This window comes from Mesorhizobium sp. P2_D6 (assembly GCF_056404315.1).
In genome coordinates, this window is record NZ_JBFUEG010000014.1 from 95,702 (window position 1) to 114,378 (window position 18,677).

Genomic DNA, 18,677 nt, shown 5'->3' on the forward strand with positions numbered 1-18,677 from the left:
CATCTCTCCTTGCCGTCCCGTCACTGGCCGCCGTCGAAGGCGAGTTCGTGTTCCAGCGCTGGCTGGCGGGAAAAGATTGCGGCGATCAGTTCGTCAGCGAGGTCGTGCTGCGTCTTGTCGGTCATGTCGATCTGCGTCGCCTTTTCCGCCCGCGTGGTTGGGGCGAAAACGCGCTTGACGACCGTCGGCGAGCCGCGCAGGCCGCATTTGTTGAGGTCCTCAATGCCAGCTTCGGCCGCGCTCCATTTCACGATCTGGCTGCGCGCGGCGCGCATGGCGTCGTCGAGCGAGCCCCTGCGGATTTCGTTGGTGCCTTCCAGCATTGTGATGAGGCAAGGCAGCCTGCTTTTCAGCACCTGCGTACCGCCTTCCGAACGGCGCTTGACGGTGATCTCGCGCGCATCGAGATCGATAGAGTCGATCTTCGCCACATAGGTGAACTGCAGGAGGCCGAGGCGCTTGGCGATGCCGGGCCCGACCTGGGCGGTATCGCCGTCAATCGTCTGCTTGCCGGCGAATACGATGTCCGGCGCGCCGAAGGTCTCGCCAATTCTCACGATTGCCCGAGAAAGCGCGAAGGAGGTCGCCAGCGTGTCGGAGCCGGCAAAACAGCGGTCGGTCAAGAGTACCGCGCGGTCGGCGCCATAGGTGAGCGCCTTGCGCAGCGCATCTTCTGCCATCGGCGGACCCATCGTAAGCACGGTGACCTCGCCGCCATGGGCGCCGCGCAATCTCAGTGCCTCTTCGAGGGCGAACAGGTCGTAAGGGTTGATGATGGTCGGCACGCCCTGGCGCATGATCGTGTTCGTCACCGGGTGGACACGTATCTGCGCGGAGTCCGGCACCTGCTTGATACAGATTACAATGTGCATTGCGTCTTTCTCGGCTCCAATCCGCAAGCGGCGCTGGCGTTCATCTCCTTCGCAGCATCATTCGTGCCAACCATTTTGCGTTGCTCTGTTCCCTTTTGACATGGGGTTGTTTTCTTCCGAACGGTACCGTCGTGATGACCGAGTTTGTCGGCTTTTCGACATTGTCGCGTCGCACTCGTGTCGCGTTATTCTGTCCCGAACCGCCTCAGGATCGACTCGAACGGGACAAAGGTGTGGTCCCGAGTGGCCGGTTTGTCGGGATCGTGCTCTTTGAGCACCTTGAAGACCCGTTGGGTGAGTGGCGAGGATGTCGCGAAATCCTCATAGGCGCGTTCCAACGTCGCACGCGCCCGCGCGGCGATCACCCCGTCGGGAAGACCGGCGAAATCCTCTTCAGCGAGATATTGGCCCATGCGCTTCAGGATATGCAGCCGTGAGACATTGAGCACCTTCGGATCATAAGAGATGCCAAGGGCTGCGAAGAACTCCTCCGCAGCCGACAGGCTCTTCAGCCGGGCGAGGATGTCGGTGACATCGATGGCGCGGCTTTCAGCGAAGCAACTGCGCATTGCATTCTCCTGGGCCGGAAACGGTGGTCGGGTTTGCCTTGTCGCCCAGGCCTGGAGCTGATTGAAGTCCTCTCGCCTGGCTGGCAGATGGGGAAAGCTCACGCAGCTTCTTAACGATCCCGGGCATGACCTCGAGCACCCGGTCGACGTCCTCCTCGCCGTTGTTGCGCGAAAAGGAGAAACGGATTGCCCCGTGTGCCGCGCTATTGGGGATATTCATCGCCACCAAGACGTGGCTCGGCTCCAGCGAGCCGCAGGCGCAAGCAGAGCCGGAGGAGCAGGCGATGCCCTCGCGATTAAGGAAATGCAATATGCCCTCACCTTCGATATCTCCAAAGGCGATGTTTGCGGTATTCGGCAACCGCTTTAGCAAATCGCCGGCGACGAAGGCGTCTGGGATGCTTTGGAGAAGTTCTTTCTCCAGGCGGTCGCGCAACGCCTTTACCCGTGTGTTCGCGTCGTCCATGAATTTCAAGGCAAGATCGGCTGCCACGCCGAGACCGACGATGCCTGGCGTATTCTCCGTGCCGGCGCGGCGGTTGCCCTCCTGGCCTCCCCCCTTGATCAGCGGACAGAAGCGCACGCCGCGCTTTACATAAAGTGCGCCGACCCCTTTCGGTCCGTGTAATTTGTGACCGGAGAGAGACAGCATATCGATTGCCGTCGATTTCAAGTCGATCGCAAGCTTGCCGACCGCTTGCACCGCGTCGGTATGAAAAAGGGCGCCGACTTCCTTGGCCAACTCAGCAAGCTCGACCACCGGGAAGATCGTTCCGGTCTCGTTGTTCGCCGACATGATCGAGACGATCGCCACGCGCGGGGTGAGGGCGGCCTTATAAGTGTCGAGGTCGAGCCGGCCGTGGCGATCCACCGGGATCCTATGCACCTTGATGCGGCGCGTCTTCTCAAGGTGGGCGCAAAGCGTCAGCACGGCCGAATGCTCGACTGCGGAAGTCACGATCTCTGTGCGCTCAGGCATCACCTCGAGCGCCGAGAGGATCGCGGCGTTGTCGCTTTCCGTCCCGCCCGAGGTGAAGGTGATCTCGTCCTCGAACTCCGCTCCGATCAGCGTTTGCACCCGCAGGCGCGCCTTTCTCACCGCCGCCCCGGCGGAAGCGCCAAAATCGTGGCTCGACGAAGGGTTGCCGAATTGGTCGGTAAAAAACGGCAGCATTGCTTGAACGACTTCAGGATCGACCCGTGTCGTTGCGTTGTTGTCCAGATAAACAGGTCTCATGGATGTGATCCTTCTCCTGAGCGCAATCACACAAGGCGCACGCCCGGTCTGTCATGATGATGATTAGCCGAAGGAGTTGCCGCCGCCACATTCGGCCTGCGCGCTTCTTGGCGCCGGCGCGGCAACCCGCCTCGACCTTGGTGCGCCAGCGTTGCGCCGGCTCGGCCCCCGGCAAGCGCGGTCTTTAGGCCACGGCGTTTTCGGTGCGCTTGATCGTGGACTGTCTCTCCTTCAGGCCGGAAGCGTTCGCGAACAGCTACGCATGGACCGTGCCAAAGAAGGGAATCATTTCAAAACAACATGATGGCTCTAACACAGCTATGTCGCATTTCCGACATCGGCGGGAATTGTTCAACGCGGAACGCCGTGGAATCGGGCGGGCGTAGATTCCGCCTCGCGTGAGGAGCAATCCTGTCGGGGCCGTTCGCCAAGGTTGCCCGCGCGACCGAGGCGTCCTGTCGGGTTTGTCGCGTGCGCGACACGGCACTGTTACGCCCCCGTTGCCCTGCTGAGATCTCGTTTGTCATTGTAGAATATGCAGAAAATGCTTCTGAGCTTCTTTCTGAGCCTTTGGCGCGGCTTTTGCGGTTCTCTCCTCGTAGGGCAGCGCGTGCCCGCGGCCGATATTCATCTCGCGGGTGACATCGCGATCGATGGAACGAAGGAAAGAAAGCAACATGTCAGGTCCAGATCAGCCACCCGCATTCCGAGCGATGTTTTCGTCCTCACGCAGACCTTCCATTTCGGGTTTCTTGAGACCGAGCGGCCTGCTTCGCTCGTACAAAGCCACGCGGCGTTTTCACATCGATCTACGCGGCGCCGCCTTTCGCGACGTTTTCGCCTTCACCATGCGCCACTGGAGCAGGCAACCGGTCCGGCTCGCGATCATCATGCTCGCGGTGCTTGTCGCAACGCTCCTTGACGTTCTGACGCCGCTCTATTCCGGACGGCTCGTAAACGCGGTCGCCCAAGGAGCGGCAGCCGACGCCGTCGTGTGGGATGCGGCTCTTGCGGCCTTTTCAATGTTGATTGCGCTCGCACTCGGCGCCGTCGTCATGCGCAACATCGCCTTCATTGCCGTCAATGACTTCATTCTGAAGATGATGTCGGACATCGCCAGCGACGCGTTCCATCGCGTCCAGCGCTTTTCGACCGATTGGCATGCGAAAACCTTCGCCGGCTCTACGGTGCGCAAGATCACGCGCGGCATGTGGGCGTTCTGCCTCCTTAACGACACGATCCTTCTTGCCTTGTTCCCGTCGCTCATCATGCTCGTGGGGTCGAGCGTTCTGCTCGGCTGGTATTGGCCGATGATGGGGCTGATCATCGCTTGCGGCTCGGTTGGCTATGTGGCGCTGATCATTGTCCTGTCGCTCGGCTATGTGGCGCCAGCCGCAAACCTCGCCAACAACTGGGACACGAGGCTTGGCGGCTCGCTTGCGGACGCGATCAGCTGTAACGCGGTGGTCAAAGGCTTCGGCGCCGAGGTGCGGGAAGATCATCGCCTGGCGAAAGTCATCTCCAAGTGGCGGCACCGCACCCTCCGGACCTGGGTGCGCGGGACGGTCAGTGCTGCATTCCAGGGGATCATGCTTCTTGCGATGAGAGCGGCTTTGATCGGCTATGCCTTATTTTTGTGGTCGCGCGGCCAGACTACCCCAGGTGACATCGCCTTGGTGCTCGCCTCTTTCACCGTCCTATATGGCTACTTGCGTGATGTTTCCATACACGTGCGCAACATCCAGCGCTCTGTAAATGAGATGGAGGAACTGGTCCAAACCTACAGCCAGCCGCCCGACGTGGCCGATGATCCGGGCGCCAAGCCGATCCGGATCACGAAGGGTCACATCGCTTTTGAGAGCGTCCACTTCCACTACGGCAATCATTGGTCGCCCTTTTACAGCGACTTGTCGATTTCGATTGAGGCCGGCGCGCGGGTCGGTCTGGTCGGCCCCTCTGGCTCCGGCAAGACCACCTTCGTCAAGCTCATCCAGCGGCTTTACGACCTGGATGCTGGACGAATCTTGATCGATGGGCAGGACATTTCGCGGGTGACGCAGGGTTCGCTGCGCTCGCAGATCGCGATCGTACAGCAGGAGCCCCTCCTGTTCCACCGCTCGCTGGCCGAGAACATAGCCTATGGGCGGCCGGGTGCTTCTCGGTCCGACGTCGAGCAGGCGGCGCGGCTCGCCAGCGCGCATGACTTCATTGCACGCCTGCCGAACGGCTACGGTACGCTGGTCGGCGAACGCGGCGTGAAGCTCTCAGGCGGCGAGCGCCAGCGTGTGGCGATAGCGCGCGCCTTCCTCGCCGATGCCCCGATCCTGATTCTGGACGAGGCGACATCAAGCCTCGACTCGGAATCGGAGGTGCTGATCCAGAAGGCGATGGAGCGGCTCATGGTCGGGCGCACCACGCTCGTCATTGCGCACCGGCTCTCGACGGTGCGGGCACTCGACCGGCTGCTTGTCTTCGACCGTGGTTGCATCACCGAGCAGGGCGACCATGCCGCGCTGATCCGTCGCGACGGCATCTACCGCCGCCTGTTCGAGCGGCAGGCCTTGGAACTGACAAAGGGGTGCGATGAGACCAATGTGCAACACGGTTGAACGCGGCGGGAATTCAGCTTGCCTCCCCAGCAATCCTGTCGGGCCGTTCCTGAAAAGGCGGCCGCAACCTGTCGTCGGGCTTGTCCAACCCACGACACGCCTGGTGCCGGCCTGTCTTCCTGCCGCGCTCTTGAGCAAACCCATCAATGCGATGAAGACAATTTTTTATGAGCTGCGTCCTGCGTTCCCGGCACGGCGCTTGAGGCTTCTCCTGAGGCGGCAGCCGCCGCGCGATCATTTAGATCCTGGTTGATGCGATCAATGGAGCGAAGGAAAGCAACGCGCCGGATCGACGCGAGATCCGCATTCTCTGGCATAGGGGCGTCGCCAAATCGACACCCTCACAATATGCTCTCACCGCCCGCGTCGACGTCGGGAACAAGATCTTGATTGTCGTCTGCGCTCAACCGCTCTTATGCCGAGCTCGAAGGATACGGACCTGCGTCTCGCCGCGCGGGATTGCATAAGCTGGCTGCAGCGTCTCGCCTACCATCGGCATGACCGGTTCGGCTTCGAGACGTTCCGGAAACCCGCCGAGGCCGGCACGCCGGCGATGCGGTCGTGGCCATCGAAGCGCGTCCCGACATGGCGCGGGCGTAACGACCGGCTTGCGAGGAAGGGGATCATGTCAGACCTTGCGCTGTTGCAGAAGAAGGTCCGCAAGCTGCAGTCGCGCGCGGGAGCCGCCAAGATGGAATTGCACGACCTTGCCGAGGACCTTCCGGTCAACTGGACCGAGATCAAGGCGGTCGCCTGGAAAGCCTTCGAGGTTTTTTCCGAGTTGGATGCGGCAAAGCAAGAACTCGCAGCGTTGGAGAATTCACAATGACGGGCTCTTTCGTCACCCGCGACGGCTCTCCCTGGACGCCGCACTATCTGACGGCGATCGATGGCGCGACCTGCATCGGCTGCGGCCGCTGCTTCAAGGTCTGCTCGCGCGAGGTCATGCACCTTCACGGCGTCGATGAGGCAGGCGAAATCCTCGGCATCTGCGCGGGCGAGGACGACGACTTCGATGGCGAGCTCAACCGCATGGTCATGGTCGTCGACCAGGCCGGCCGCTGCATCGGCTGCGGCGCCTGCGGCCGCGTTTGCCCGAAGAACTGCCAGACCCACCTTGCGGCCGACAAGCTTGCTGCATGAGCTGGGGACAAGACCAGCAGAACGGCGCCACGTTCGCCCATCACCGTGGCTGTTTCAGCACCAGCCAATGGCCGCCGACAGACCAGGCGGCGGCGTTCGACCGGCATGTGCTTACCTGTGTTTTCTACCTCGCGTTCGAGGAGGTCGAGGCCGGCAAGGCGACCGCGACCGAAGCAACCGGCCTTTCGCGTGCCGACCTGCGAGATGTCATGACACGCTATTTCCCGGCTGTTCCCGTCAACGCCTTCGCGCTGGAAAAGCTGACCGATCCCGAGCCGGATATGGAGGAAGGGCTTCTGCGCGACCTGCTCATTGGGCATGCCAGGCCAGGCGATCCGGCGAGCATCCTCTTCGCCAAGATCATCGCCAGGCGGAGTTTGCGCAATGACCATCTGTGGCAGGACCTTGGCCTTTTCAATCGGGCCGAGCTCAGCCAGTTAATCGCCAGGCATTTCCCGGCGCTGGCGGCCGGCAACACCAAAAACATGAAATGGAAGAAGTATTTCTATCGTAAGCTCTGCGAGGCTGAAGGCTTTTCGATGTGCACCGCGCCCAGTTGTCAGGAATGCGGCGATTTCGAAAGCTGTTTTGGCCCGGAGGAAGGCGAAAGCCACTTGGCACGGATCAAGAACGGGTTCGCTTTGGATTAAGAGCCGCTTTCGTCGCCGCCGGCGCCCGGGCTTGATTGGCATCGAAGCCGGACGCGCTTTTCCCGGCGACGTCGCGCGGAGGACGGGATGTTCAGCGCCTCACGATATTTCGCAACGGTGCGGCGAGCAATGTCGATCCCGGTTTCCTTGAGCCGGGTGGCGATGTCGTCGTCGGAAAGCACTTCGTCGGGCGATTCCACGGCAACCATCGCCTTGATTTGATGGCGGACAGCTTCGGCGGAGTACGCGTCGCCGCCTTCGGAGGAGCCGATCGCGACAGTGAAAAAATACTTCAGTTCGAACACGCCGCGCGGGGTCAGCATATACTTGTTCGACGTCACCCGGCTTACCGTCGACTGGTGCACGTTGATCGCATCCGCGACAGTCCTGAGATTGAGAGGCCGCAGGTGGGCGACCCCATGTTCAAAAAAGGCGTCCTGCTGGCGGATGATTTCAGCCGCTACCTTGAGGATCGTCTTGGCGCGCTGATCAAGGCTGCGGATTAGCCAGTTCGCGTTTTGGAGGCATTCGTTGAGAAATGACTGGTCTTTCGAATTTTGAGCGCTTAGGCGGGAGACCTGGGCAAAATAGTTTTGGTTCATCAGCAGCCTGGGCAGCGTGTCTGGATTGAGTTCGATTTGCCACCCACCTCCGGGAGAGGGCTGGACCAAGACGTCGGGAATGATCGATTCAGGCCCTCCGGATTGGAATCGGTTTCCGGGCTTGGGATCGAGCGCGCGGATTTCGTGCAACATGTCGAGAAGGTCGTCTTCATCGACACCGCAATGGCGCTTCAATGTTTGAAAATCGCGTCGCGCCAGCGCTTCAAGATTGGCGACCAGCGCTGCCATTGCCGGGTCGAACCTGTCTAGCTGCCGCAATTGTATCTCAAGGCATTCGCTGAGAGTTCGCGCAAAAATACCCGGTGGATCGAACTGCTGCAAGGTTCCGAGAACCCGTTCCACAACAGCCTCCCGGACATTCAGGCTGCGGGCCAGTTCCGAAAGGTTCACCGGAAGGTATCCGGTGTCTTCCAGATGACCGGCAAGCTCGCCAGCTATTCGCCGCTCCAGCGGCCCGAATGCGCTGAGAGCGATCTGACGAGCGACATGGTCGTGCAATGTTTCGATGGACGTCCAGGAATCTTCGAACGCATGGTTTCCCCCCGGTTGGACATTGTTTTTGCCGCGGATTGATTTCCACTGCGAGGCCCGATCCGATATTCCGCCCGTGGTCGGCCCGATGCGCGGGTTCCCGGCCGAAATCGACGGAATGTCCTTCGGCGCCCGGTTTGAGGCCCGTTCCAGAAAGGGGTTCTTCTCGATTTCCTGCTCGACGAACTGATGCAGTTCGGGATGCGCCAGTTGCAACAGGCGAATGGACTCCATCATTTGCGGCGTCAAAACCAACGATTGCTTCTGACGCTGAAGCAGGCTTGCTGAGGACTCCATGGCTAGCGTGAAACTCCTACCGAGCGACCTTCGCCTTGTGCAAGGGGATTTTCGAGACGTTGACTCGTCTAGATCATGCAGCCGTCCCGGCTTTCGCGGCTCTCAGCGTTTCAAGGACGTTCTGCGGCGACGATACGCCATAGGGGTCGGCCTCGCAGTTGTCGCAGAAACCGTCCTCCTCGAACCACTGCTCCACCACGCCATTGTTGATCACGGCAGCGTAGCGCCAGGAGCGCATGCCGAAGCCGAGATTATCCTTGGCAACCAGCATGCCCATCTTGCGGGTGAACTCGCCCGAGCCGTCTGGGATGAGCTGGACTTTCTGCAGCCCCAGGGCCTTGCCCCAGGCATTCATGACGAAGGCATCGTTGACGGAAACGCAGTAGATCGCGTCAATTCCCTCCTTCTCGAACTCGTCGTAGAGCATTTCGAAATCGGGCAACTGCAAGGTCGAGCAGGTCGGGGTGAAGGCACCGGGCAGCGAGAACAGGATGATGCGCTTGCCGCTGAAACAGTCGTCGGATGTCTTGTCTTCCCAGCGGTGCGGGTTTGGTCCCTCGATGGAATCATCGCGAACACGAGTGCGAAAGGTGACGAAAGGAACCTTTTTTTTGACGGTCATCAATGTGCTCCTGGAGGAAAACTGGTGGGCTGCTTTTTCGGTTGAAACTGACACGGCATCGACCGCGGCCGGCAATTCGGTCGAGCGCCGCGCGTTTTGCGTCGACCTTGGATCAGCCATGGCAAAACCGCTCGCGAGCACGGGCGTTCTCGATTTGTGGCGGCACGAGAACGGTTTCACTACGCGCTTGTACGGGGCGTCGCGATGTCAGCAATGGTCTTACTCCTGGCCACCTTGTGATGGGTTCTGCCGAGTACGACGCAAGCGCCATGCCATTTGATTTTTAGGCTGGGGGTCACACTGTTTTTTGCAGCGACACTCTTTGATTGAGCGGCCAAGACCGTGCCTTCGCCGAGAGCGAGCGCGCCCATAATCATCTGATCGTGAGCTCTGGGCAGAGGGGATCCCGTTTATGGGTATCAAGCCGCGCCCCTCTTTGTCCGAAGCTGGACAAAAATGTCGGAAGTCGGACCGGAGGGTCGCCGGGTCGCCGGCGCGGCGAACACGTGGCTCGTATTCGAAGCGAAAATCTGGGGCTCAAACTCGGAACGAGGGACAGGAGTCGATCGGGGTTAACCTGACGAGGGTCCCTATGGCCTCCGTTCTCAGGATTGAGACGGCTGACAGGCCCACGCGCTTCGCCCTATCGACGCTCGCGAGACCGCTTCGAAATCGACAACGGGTACAAAAAAGCCAGCACGTCCATTAGCAAGCTGGCCATGTGATCTTTCTGAACCGCGCTTGCGTGAGGCGGGCACGGTCCCGAGGTGACGGAAAAGGCCGCCTTGTGCTCTCGGAGCATTTTGAAGCTGCCGCGACTTTGCTGTCGGGTTTGTCATGTCCGGGACACGGCTTTGCTCCGCCAGGCTTGCGGCTGCGCATTCGTTCAAGCTGTTGAATGATATGTAGAAAATCTCCTGCAGGGCTCTTTCCGCGCCGCTGGCACGACTTTTGAAGCTCTCATGTGAGACGGCAGGAGATACCGACTGGCGTCCATTCGTGAGTGATATCGCGCTCAATGCAATGAAGGAAGACGACATGTCAGGTCAGCGTCAGTTCAGATTCTATCCGAAACGGGCATTGCCCGCGGAATGCAATATCGACCGGCGTGACTGGCGTCACCGTCACAACCGCCCGGCACCGGCCAATGGCCACCGATCGACCTGCAGATACGGTTCGACCAGAATGTGCTTGCTCCTGTCCTCTCGCCGGCGCTTGAGGAGACCGGCGAGCACTTCGGCGGCCAACCGGTCTTTCGCGTGCCGCGCTGCGGATATCCTCGAAGAGATGATCGACCCCGAACCGCTGTGGAGCAAGAGCTTCATTCCGGTTCGCCGTTCGAAGCTGGAAAACGCCGGGTCTCCGACGATTTCGCTCGTCGGCTCTTTGGCGGGCAGGCAGCGGTCTGGCCAAGAGGGCAACAAGCTTGCTGGATGGCCAAGATGCGATGGCGCGCGGCCTGGTTAGTGGTTAGACGGCAGGAGAAATGCAAATGGCGATCAACCCGGTTCCAGATCATGTCCCGCCCGAAATGGTGAGAGACTTCAGCCTGTTCACATCGCCAGGCATGCCACCAACGCCCAACGGGGATCCACACGCAGCCGTCGCTTGCGCCCATGACGGGCCTCCGATCTTCTATTCCCCCTACAACACGCAAGATGGCCGGGGCACCTGGGTCATCACCCGCGCCGCAGACCAGCGTAAGGTGCTGCAGGACACTGAAACTTTTTCCAGCCATCGCAGCATCTTCTCCTCCATACTGGGCGAAACCTGGCCGACGATCCCGCTTGAGCTCGATCCACCGGCCCATGGCGCATTTCGCTCACTGCTCAGTCCGCTGCTTTCGCCCAAGCGGGTGACGGCACTGGAACCGGCTGTCCGTGAGCGAGCGATAGCCCTGATCGACCGGATCACCGCATCGGCCACGAGCTGCGACGTCATGAAGGATTTTGCCTTTCCGTTCACTGTCAGCATCTTCCTTCGCTTTCTTGGGTTGCCGGATCAGGGACTCGATACATTTGTCGGCTGGGCGAAAGATCTGCTCCACGGCGACGATGTGGAACGACCTGTGGCTGCCCGCAAGATTGTGGCTTTCATCGATGAACTTGCAACCAATCGCCGCAAGAATCCGGTCGACGATCTCATGACCTTCATCGTGCAGGCACAGATCGAGGGCCGCCGGCTAACCGACGGGGAGATCCGTGGCATCGGCGTGCTTGTGTTCGTCGCGGGACTTGACACTGTCGCAGCAGCTATTGGCTTTGACCTGGCTTATCTAGCGCGCAACCTCAAGGATCAGGAACTGCTGCGCAGCGAACCGGACCGCATCCTGCTCGCAACCGAAGAGTTGCTGCGGGCCTATCCGCCCATTCAGTTGATCCGCGTGGCTACGAAAGATATCGACTTCGAAGGCGCGCCGATCCGAAAGGGGGACTATGTTTCGTGCGCCACGATGATTGCAAATCGCGACCCGGAGGAATTCGAATCCCCCAACACGGTCGATCTGGCGCGAGAGCACAACCGCCACGCCGCCTTTGGCTATGGTCCCCACCGTTGCCTTGGCTCACACCTTGCCCGGCGCGAGATTGTCATTGGCCTGGAGGAGTGGCTGGCGCGCATACCGACCTTCCGGATCAAGGAGGGTACAGCGCCCATCACCTGTGGCGGCCATGTGTTCGGGATCGAAAATCTGATCCTGGACTGGTCATGACCATCGCCGAGCCATGCCAAGACAATGGAGGCAGCGCTATGCGCATTATCGTCCACAATGCCAAATGCCAGGGTCACGCGCGATGCTGGGCGCAAGCGCCGGACATCTTCAAGCTTGATGACGATGGCTACATCCTGCCCGGTGACATTCAGGTTGCGGAGGGGGAGCAACTGCTTGCGTCACAAGGCGCGCGATCCTGCCCCGAACGTGCGCTGGAAGTCGATCACACCTCGGCAGCGCGGTTCGAACCAGCCGCCATGCAACCAAGAACTGGGGAAGCTTAGGTGGAATCGACGAGACGTGGCCCCACACCGCAAAGCAAGATGTCCGGCCGCTTCCCTGCCTACCTCCTCTCCGGCATCGAGACCTCAATGACACGCACGCGACACGTGAAGTTCGTCTCCGTTCTGGCTTCTTCAGTTGCCGATCGGTTCGACCTTGCACGCACCTAGAGGCACGAAACGCCTCTTCCAATCTCAAATTTGCGACAGAGCGATGGGCCAGGCAAAAATCACCGAACTGCGCGACCGCGAGGCGATCCGCGACTGCCTTTATCGGTACTGCCGCGGCATAGACCGCGCGGATGAGGCTGCGCTGCGCAGTGCATATTGGCCCGATGCGCATGACAATCACGGTGCCTATCGCGGCTCAGCCGAGGGCTTCTTTGAGTTTGCGCTTGGTCTCTTCAAAACCGGACCGCGCTTAATCCACCAGATCACGAACGTCTTGATCGAATTCATCGACCCGTCGGAGGCCGTGGTCGAAAGCTATTTCACCGCGCTGCAACGCGGACCAGACAATGACGGAGAAGCACGCCAGGTGCTTCTCTGCGGCCGTTACTGCGATCTTTTTCACAAGAGGGAAGGGGCGTGGCGCATTGCCGAACGGACCGTCGTTTACGATTGGATCGAAGAGCAGATCCCACCAGCGGTCCCCGAGGCAGAACGGTTCGGCTTGCGGCAACCGATCGGAGCAGCGCATCCCAATGACCCGGTTTACGCGCTCAGGAAGCGCCGCAGCTCGTCATCAAAATGAAAATGCCATGCATGTCACCACAATGCTTTCCAAGGCTCCCAATTGCGAAGCCGCGTCGCGGGAGCGGTCGCGGAACGCAACACGTCTACCCAGTATGGAAACTCGCCGTCACCAGGACGTCCGCGACCGGTCTTGCGGCTGACTCGGGTCGATATCTCTGACGCTGGCTGCGGAGAGGTTCATATGAAGCAGGCAGGACGGGTCGTCATCATAACGGGAGCGGCAGGCGGAATCGGCCGTGCGCTGGTCGAGATCGTTGCCGCCGATGGAGACATCGTCGTTGCGGTGGACCTTCCTGGCAGCGGCGTTCTTGAACTGGCCGGCGGTCTCGGCCATCCGCATCTGGGCCTCGAATGCGATGTCTCACGAGAACAGGACATTGTCGCCCTATACGGCCGCATCGAAGCGCAGTTCGCGAAAATCGACTCGTCAACAACGCGGCGATAGGACCCGCCATGGCTGCGACTATCGACACCGGTTTCGAGGCCTTCCGACGCGTGCTGGCAACAAATCTGATCGGGCCTTTCATCATGGCCGGCGAAGCGGCGAGGCGCATGCGGCCCGGCGCTGCCATTGTCAACGTCGCTTCGCTGGCGGGCGTGCTCGGCAATCCCAAGCGGCACGGCCGCGAGGTCCATCTTGCCCGCACGTTCCAGTTCCGCCACCATCGGCGTGCGCACGTATCCTGGCGCTACCGCCGTTACGCGGATGCCGCGCGAGGCCCACTCGCATGCAAGCGATCTCGTGAGAGCGATCAAGCCTGCCTTCGAGCTGGCATAGGCGTTGCGCCGCCGCGTGCCCATGGGGCGAATGGCGCGCCCCGACGAGATCGCTCGGGCCGTGCGTTTTTTGGCCAGCGCACAGACGGGCTACATCACAGGATCGGTGCTGACGGTCGACGGCGGTTGGATGTCGTTCAACCAGCCGGGCGACGCGCACCCGCCGGTCGACGAGACGCCTCGAGCCGAACTCTTCCGGCCGGCCGAACGAACTGGCGCGCGCACAGTGGTCGTGACGGGCGGCGCGAACGGTATAGGCGCCGCCGTCGTTCGCCGCTTTGCCGCGAACTCCGACACAGTCGTGATTGCTGATAAAGATGGTGCTGGGGCGGCAGAACTCGCTGATTTGCTGGGCGGCAGGCACGTGGCGAAATCCGTCGACTTGGCGGTCGAGAGCGACGTGGTGGCGCTGTTCGAGGAAATACGGGGGCGCTTCGGTTGCATCGAGGTCCTCGTCAACTGTGCTGCTATTGCCGATACGTTTGTGCGAGGGATCGAAATCCCGCAACAGATCGAGCGGGTGCTGGACGTCAATCTCACCGGCACCTTCACCTGCGCGCGCGAGGCGATCAAGTCGATGGACGCCGGCGGCGTAATCCTCAATCTTGGATCGATCAATAGTTTCCTGCCCTTCGTGCCGCGCCATGCCTATGGGGCGTCCAGGGCGGGTATGAACATTCTGACCCGGTGCATGGCGGCCGAACTCGGGTCGGTCGGCATCCGAACGGCCACCGTCGCTCTTGGCTATATCCGTACGCCTGACATTGCTCAGCTGGTCGAGTCCGGCTGCATCGATTCCGTAGCGATCAAACGGCGCATCCCGATGGGGCGGATGGGAGAGCCCGAAGACGTCGCCGAGGCAGTGTTCTTTCTGGCCTCGCCTGATGCCTCATACGTAAACGGCTCGACCCTCTACGTGGACGGCGGCTTGACCTCGTTGGCTGACGCGCGAAACGCCCAGCCAACCGATCAAGAAAATCCAACGGAATGTTCGCCGGCGACGGGTTGCGGTTCGTCGAAGCCGACGAGGTTCGAGGATTGAGACTGCGGCTGCATGGAACGTGCCAAGCGCGGCTTGCCAAGTGATCGTCTTCATCGGTGACGGAAAACTCGTCATCAGGGTCGAATGACTAGCCAGGTTTTGGCGCTTGCCTGCGGCTGCCGAACGATAAGCGGCTTTGCGCAAGATCGTCGACTACGTCGCCGCCAGGCCGCATCGATACCGCGGCCCACCCGCAATCGGCACAAGTCGAAGGCTTGATTGGCCACTTTGTGTAAACGAGGGACACGCCATGGAATTCGCGACGTTCATCTTGGCGGCCCAGCGAGGCTATCATCAATCGTGCGACAGCGTCATCGGTAACTCCATTGAACAGACAATCGCTTCGGAGCAGGCTGGCTTCAACACCGCTTGGTTCGCCGAGCACCACTTCAACAATTACAGCCTGGTTCCCTCGCCCTTGATGATGGTGGCGCACTGTGCTGGCCTTACGAGCACCATTCGCCTTGGCACCGGTGTGTGTGTGCTGCCGCTATATCAACCGCAGCGCCTGCTCTCCGAGATCGGCTTTGCCGATATCGTTTCGAACGGCCGCCTCGAACTCGGCGTCGGCTCGGGATACCAGCAGTTCGAGTTCGAGCGCTTCGGCGTCGATGTCGATCAGGCGCCGGCCGTGTTTGCGGAATACCTGGATATCCTTCTCAAGGGCCTTAACCAGAAGGTCTTCGAGCACAATGGCCAGTATGAGAAGATACCTTTAACGGCGATTTCGCTGCGCACCATCCAAAGGCCAGCCCCACCGATCTGGATCGCCTGCGGGTCCGCGCGAAGCATGTGCCGGGCCTATCGTGAGGGCCACAATCTTTTCGTCACGGCGTTCCACAACGGCTTGGAAAACTTAAGAACGCTGCGTGAGACCATCGAGGCAGCAGCGGCCTCGCGGGGTAAGGATGTCACCGCCGCCAAGATAGGGCTTCTGCGCTGCTGCTATGCCAGCGACGATCAGGCGGAGATCGACAGCTATCTCGACAATGCCCGCTTCCAGCGCCGGCTATCTGAAGCACTTCATCAGCGCCGCCAGCAGAGCCGGGACGGCTATCTGCTGCAGGAAACACCGACGCAGCAGGATCTGTCGTTCGAGACCATGCGCCAGAACCTGCCGATCGGCAGCGTAAGTCGCGTCATCGATCGCCTGCTGGAAGAGATAAGTATCCTGGAGCCGGACCAGATCGCAATTCAGACCCAATTGGGAGATTTCGACCAAAAGACGATGCTACGCCAGATTGAGCTCTGGGGAGACAAGATCATTCCAGCGATCAACAAGTCGCTTGGTCACGTCAAGGCTTGAAGTTCGGAACGGCCACTGGGGGAGCTGAAATCTCGCATGCCGATGCTCGACACTTCGTCCATGAGGCATGGATAAATAATCAAGCCGACTGGCGATCACCGGGATCGAAGACCAACGTCGTCCCTCCTTGCCTGCACGGACCGCCGGTCTTCCGCTCCCTGGCCATCTCGCTTGAGACCGTCGATCGGCAGCCTCGGAACGGCCGCCATGGCGTAGACGAATAGCCACTCCCGCTACCCCTCTTGTGTCCGAACTTGGACGAGGATGTCGGAAGCCCGACAAATGTCGAGAGGGGACCTGGCCCGCCGGTATGGAGAACTGGTGCGGCGCAGGTGGTTCGCCAATTCGGCACGCGCCTTGCTTCATTGATTCTGTATGTGTGCACGACAGTGGCAGATCGCCGATCGGTGGGCAGAGCGGTTCGCCTCTGAAAGTACTTCGTCGGCAGCGATGACAGGCTTGTCGGCTGGACAGCGTCGGTGGAGGTGAGACCGCATGGTGGAGAGGCAGTCTGGTGCGCAGACGCGAGAGAGCTTGCGCCGAATGATCGCGTCCAGTGAACTCGCCTTCGCAATGGAGGCTCATGACGGCCTTTCGGCGGCGATTGCCGAGCGCGCTGGCTTCAAGGCGCTCTGGGCGTCCGGCCTCTCGATTTCATCCAGTCTCGGATATCGAGATGCGAACGAAGCTTCCTGGTCCCAACTCGTCGATGTCGTTGAGCGAATTTCCGACACGGTGGACATTCCAGTCCTCGTCGACGGGGACAGCGGGTTCGGGAACTTCAACAATGCCCGTTTGGTCGCCCGCAAGCTGCGCCAACATGGCGCGAGCGGCATATGTATCGAGGACACGGCGTTCCCGAAAATGAACTCGTTCATCGGTGATCGGCACCCGTTGGCCGATATTCCCGAGTTCTGCGGCCGGCTTAAGGCGGTGAAGGACCAAGTGCCGGATGCGGAGTTTGTTCTGGTCGCCCGGATCGAGGCGCTCATCGCCGGCCGCGGAGAGGATGAGGCGCTGGCGCGAGCACAAGCCTACGCTGAGGCCGGCGCCGATGCTATTCTGATTCATTCCCGCAAGTCCAACGCTGAGCAGATTTTCGCCTTCACGCGCGCCTGGCAGAACCGCCTTCCGGTCGTGATCGTGCCTACGAAATATTACCGCACACCGGTCTCCGCGTATCGGGCGGCCGGAATCTCCACGGTCATCTGGGCGAACCACAACATGCGCGCGGCGATATCGGCCATGCGCCAGGTCTGCGACCGCATCCTCCGCGAAGAAAGTATCGCCGGTATCGAGGACGAGGTGGCGACCCTCGATGAACTCTTCGATCTGCTCAATTACCAGGAACTCTCAGCGGCGGAAGAGAAGTATCTGCCGCAGACGGCGACCGGCGTGCGGTAGCAGGCCCAGCCCGTCTTTTGAAAGCAAACGAAAACGGGAGCGCACATGCTTGCGCATCGGACAAACCTGTTTGGCACATCGGGTACCGCCGCGGCGCGCGCTGCCGCAAAAGCGGCGGCCGATGCCGGCAAGGAGATCATCGATCTGACCGCCGGCGAGATCTGGAGCGAGCTTGCTCCCACGATTCGCAACGGCGCGATCGACGCCATCAATAAGGGCGTCAATCGCTATACCGATACGGTTGGCATGGTGGAGCTGCGTGAGGCACTGGCGCGGAAGATCTCCCTCGATACCGGACAGATCTGGAAGGCCGAGGAAGTTGCCGTGACGTCCGGAGCAAAGCAGGCCTTGTTCAATGCCGCAATGGTGCTGCTAAACCCGGGCGACGAGGTCATCATCCCGGCGCCTTACTGGACAACGTTTCCGGCCCAGGTGCTAATCGCCGGCGGGACACCAGTCTTCGTCGACACCAAATCCAACGGTTACGTCCCGCGCCCCGAGCACATCAAGGACGCAGTCACCGAGCGCACGCGGGCGATCGTCATCAACACGCCCAGCAATCCGGCCGGTGCGGTCTACGATGTTGAGACCCTGATGGCCATCGCTCAATTGGCGGTCAGCCGCAACCTGTGGATCATTTTCGACGAGTGCTATGGCGACTTCGTGCACGGGGGTCATACCCACCATCCGATCGTCTCGGTCGCTCCCGAAATTCGAGCACGCGCGCTGATCGTCAATTCCTTCAGCAAATCACTGGCATTGACCGGCTGGCGCATCGGTTATCTGGCGGGTCCAAAAGAGGTGATCAATGCCGTCAAGGCCCTGCAATCGCACACTACCTCGAATCCAAACGTAATTGCCCAGCACGCGGTACTCGCCCATTTGCAAAGGGATGGATCGGACTATGAAGGCAAGCTGCGTTCACGCCTCACAAGCGCCAGACGGGTGGGTCTTGACGTGCTTGCTTCGTTGACGCGTGTCCCGGTCGCCAGGGCGCAAGGCGGCTTCTATTTCTATCTCGACCTTTCCCATCTGCTGCGATCGGCATCGGAAGACGGCGCCTCAACGACAGCCGACGATATCGTGACGGCTCTGCTTGCCGAAACTGGCGTCGCAGCTGTGTCGGGCGCCGCGTTCGGTGACCCCGCCTGCCTGCGCCTGTCCTATGGAATTCCATCTGAAAAACTCGCGACCGGCCTGGCCCGGCTCGTCGAATTCCTCAACGCCTGGAAATGACACCGCAACAAA

General features: G+C 60.7%; 17 protein-coding genes and 2 pseudogenes. 12 read left to right on the forward strand and 7 right to left on the reverse strand.

Annotated features, from left to right (window positions below):
* Nucleotides 1-20: 20 nt before the first annotated feature.
* From AC1D1L_RS25070 to AC1D1L_RS25085, 4 genes are all read right to left on the reverse strand, one after another.
* Nucleotides 21-872 (reverse strand): electron transfer flavoprotein subunit beta/FixA family protein, encoded by an 852-nt coding sequence (locus tag AC1D1L_RS25070; RefSeq protein ID WP_477344078.1) that lies wholly within the window; start codon nt 870-872, stop codon nt 21-23.
* 185 nt (nt 873-1,057) lie between these two features.
* Nucleotides 1,058-1,441 (reverse strand): nitrogenase stabilizing/protective protein NifW, encoded by a 384-nt coding sequence (nifW, locus tag AC1D1L_RS25075; protein ID WP_006333852.1) that lies wholly within the window; start codon nt 1,439-1,441, stop codon nt 1,058-1,060.
* Nucleotides 1,422-2,678, reverse strand: coding sequence for a cysteine desulfurase NifS (gene nifS, locus AC1D1L_RS25080; protein WP_477344079.1), 1,257 nt, complete (start codon nt 2,676-2,678; stop codon nt 1,422-1,424). The genes nifW and nifS overlap by 20 nt, the downstream gene beginning before the upstream one ends.
* Nucleotides 2,679-3,201: 523 nt before the next feature.
* Nucleotides 3,202-3,357 carry a hypothetical protein gene (locus AC1D1L_RS25085; RefSeq protein WP_198292776.1) on the reverse strand — a complete coding sequence of 52 codons (156 nt, stop codon included), beginning with the start codon at nt 3,355-3,357 and terminating at the stop codon, nt 3,202-3,204.
* A 34-nt stretch (nt 3,358-3,391) separates the two neighbouring features.
* Between AC1D1L_RS25085 and AC1D1L_RS25090 the strand changes: the two genes are divergently transcribed.
* The 4 genes from AC1D1L_RS25090 to AC1D1L_RS25105 all read left to right on the forward strand — a co-directional run bounded on the left by AC1D1L_RS25090 (nt 3,392) and on the right by AC1D1L_RS25105 (nt 7,080).
* A complete protein-coding gene (locus tag AC1D1L_RS25090) occupies nt 3,392-5,287 on the forward strand; it encodes an ABC transporter ATP-binding protein (protein ID WP_477344120.1) in 1,896 nt (631 codons plus the stop codon).
* A 625-nt stretch (nt 5,288-5,912) separates the two neighbouring features.
* A complete protein-coding gene (locus tag AC1D1L_RS25095; RefSeq protein ID WP_109671407.1) occupies nt 5,913-6,116 on the forward strand; it encodes a CCE_0567 family metalloprotein in 204 nt (67 codons plus the stop codon).
* A complete protein-coding gene (fdxB, locus tag AC1D1L_RS25100; RefSeq protein ID WP_477344080.1) occupies nt 6,113-6,430 on the forward strand; it encodes a ferredoxin III, nif-specific in 318 nt (105 codons plus the stop codon). The genes AC1D1L_RS25095 and fdxB overlap by 4 nt, the downstream gene beginning before the upstream one ends.
* Entirely contained in the window at nt 6,427-7,080 is a 654-nt protein-coding gene (locus AC1D1L_RS25105; protein ID WP_477344081.1) for a nitrogen fixation protein NifQ, read from the forward strand. The genes fdxB and AC1D1L_RS25105 overlap by 4 nt, the downstream gene beginning before the upstream one ends.
* On the opposite strand, the gene rpoN is transcribed toward AC1D1L_RS25105, so the two are convergent.
* Together rpoN and AC1D1L_RS25115 are read right to left on the reverse strand one after the other, a co-directional pair.
* Nucleotides 7,077-8,531 (reverse strand): RNA polymerase factor sigma-54, encoded by a 1,455-nt coding sequence (gene rpoN / locus AC1D1L_RS25110; protein WP_477344082.1) that lies wholly within the window; start codon nt 8,529-8,531, stop codon nt 7,077-7,079. The genes AC1D1L_RS25105 and rpoN overlap by 4 nt on opposite strands.
* A gap of 73 nt (nt 8,532-8,604) precedes the next feature.
* Nucleotides 8,605-9,153, reverse strand: coding sequence for a redoxin family protein (locus AC1D1L_RS25115; protein WP_477344083.1), 549 nt, complete (start codon nt 9,151-9,153; stop codon nt 8,605-8,607).
* A 1,492-nt stretch (nt 9,154-10,645) separates the two neighbouring features.
* Between AC1D1L_RS25115 and AC1D1L_RS25120 the strand changes: the two genes are divergently transcribed.
* The 4 genes and pseudogenes from AC1D1L_RS25120 to AC1D1L_RS25135 form a co-directional block, all read left to right on the forward strand.
* Entirely contained in the window at nt 10,646-11,863 is a 1,218-nt protein-coding gene (locus tag AC1D1L_RS25120; RefSeq protein WP_477344084.1) for a cytochrome P450, read from the forward strand.
* Nucleotides 11,864-11,901: 38 nt separating this feature from the next.
* Nucleotides 11,902-12,147 carry a ferredoxin gene (locus AC1D1L_RS25125; protein WP_436247819.1) on the forward strand — a complete coding sequence of 82 codons (246 nt, stop codon included), beginning with the start codon at nt 11,902-11,904 and terminating at the stop codon, nt 12,145-12,147.
* Between the two features lie 211 nt (nt 12,148-12,358).
* Nucleotides 12,359-12,898 carry a nuclear transport factor 2 family protein gene (locus AC1D1L_RS25130; protein WP_477344085.1) on the forward strand — a complete coding sequence of 180 codons (540 nt, stop codon included), beginning with the start codon at nt 12,359-12,361 and terminating at the stop codon, nt 12,896-12,898.
* A 183-nt stretch (nt 12,899-13,081) separates the two neighbouring features.
* A pseudogene (locus tag AC1D1L_RS25135) lies at nt 13,082-13,455 on the forward strand (SDR family NAD(P)-dependent oxidoreductase); the annotation flags it as partial.
* A gap of 135 nt (nt 13,456-13,590) precedes the next feature.
* Here AC1D1L_RS25135 and AC1D1L_RS25140 read toward each other — a convergent pair.
* Nucleotides 13,591-13,701, reverse strand: a pseudogene (locus AC1D1L_RS25140) (SDR family oxidoreductase); the annotation flags it as partial.
* Nucleotides 13,702-13,708: 7 nt separating this feature from the next.
* Here AC1D1L_RS25140 and AC1D1L_RS25145 point away from each other — a divergent pair.
* The 4 genes from AC1D1L_RS25145 to AC1D1L_RS25160 all read left to right on the forward strand — a co-directional run bounded on the left by AC1D1L_RS25145 (nt 13,709) and on the right by AC1D1L_RS25160 (nt 18,665).
* Nucleotides 13,709-14,719 (forward strand): SDR family oxidoreductase, encoded by a 1,011-nt coding sequence (locus AC1D1L_RS25145; protein WP_477344086.1) that lies wholly within the window; start codon nt 13,709-13,711, stop codon nt 14,717-14,719.
* A gap of 250 nt (nt 14,720-14,969) precedes the next feature.
* Complete coding sequence (locus AC1D1L_RS25150) at nt 14,970-16,025, forward strand: LLM class flavin-dependent oxidoreductase (RefSeq protein WP_477344087.1); 1,056 nt, start codon at nt 14,970-14,972, stop codon at nt 16,023-16,025.
* 495 nt (nt 16,026-16,520) lie between these two features.
* Nucleotides 16,521-17,429: a phosphoenolpyruvate mutase gene (aepX, locus tag AC1D1L_RS25155; RefSeq protein WP_202330552.1), complete on the forward strand. Its 909-nt coding sequence runs from the start codon at nt 16,521-16,523 to the stop codon at nt 17,427-17,429.
* Nucleotides 17,430-17,474: 45 nt separating this feature from the next.
* Entirely contained in the window at nt 17,475-18,665 is a 1,191-nt protein-coding gene (locus AC1D1L_RS25160; protein ID WP_477344088.1) for an aminotransferase class I/II-fold pyridoxal phosphate-dependent enzyme, read from the forward strand.
* Nucleotides 18,666-18,677 lie beyond the last annotated feature (12 nt).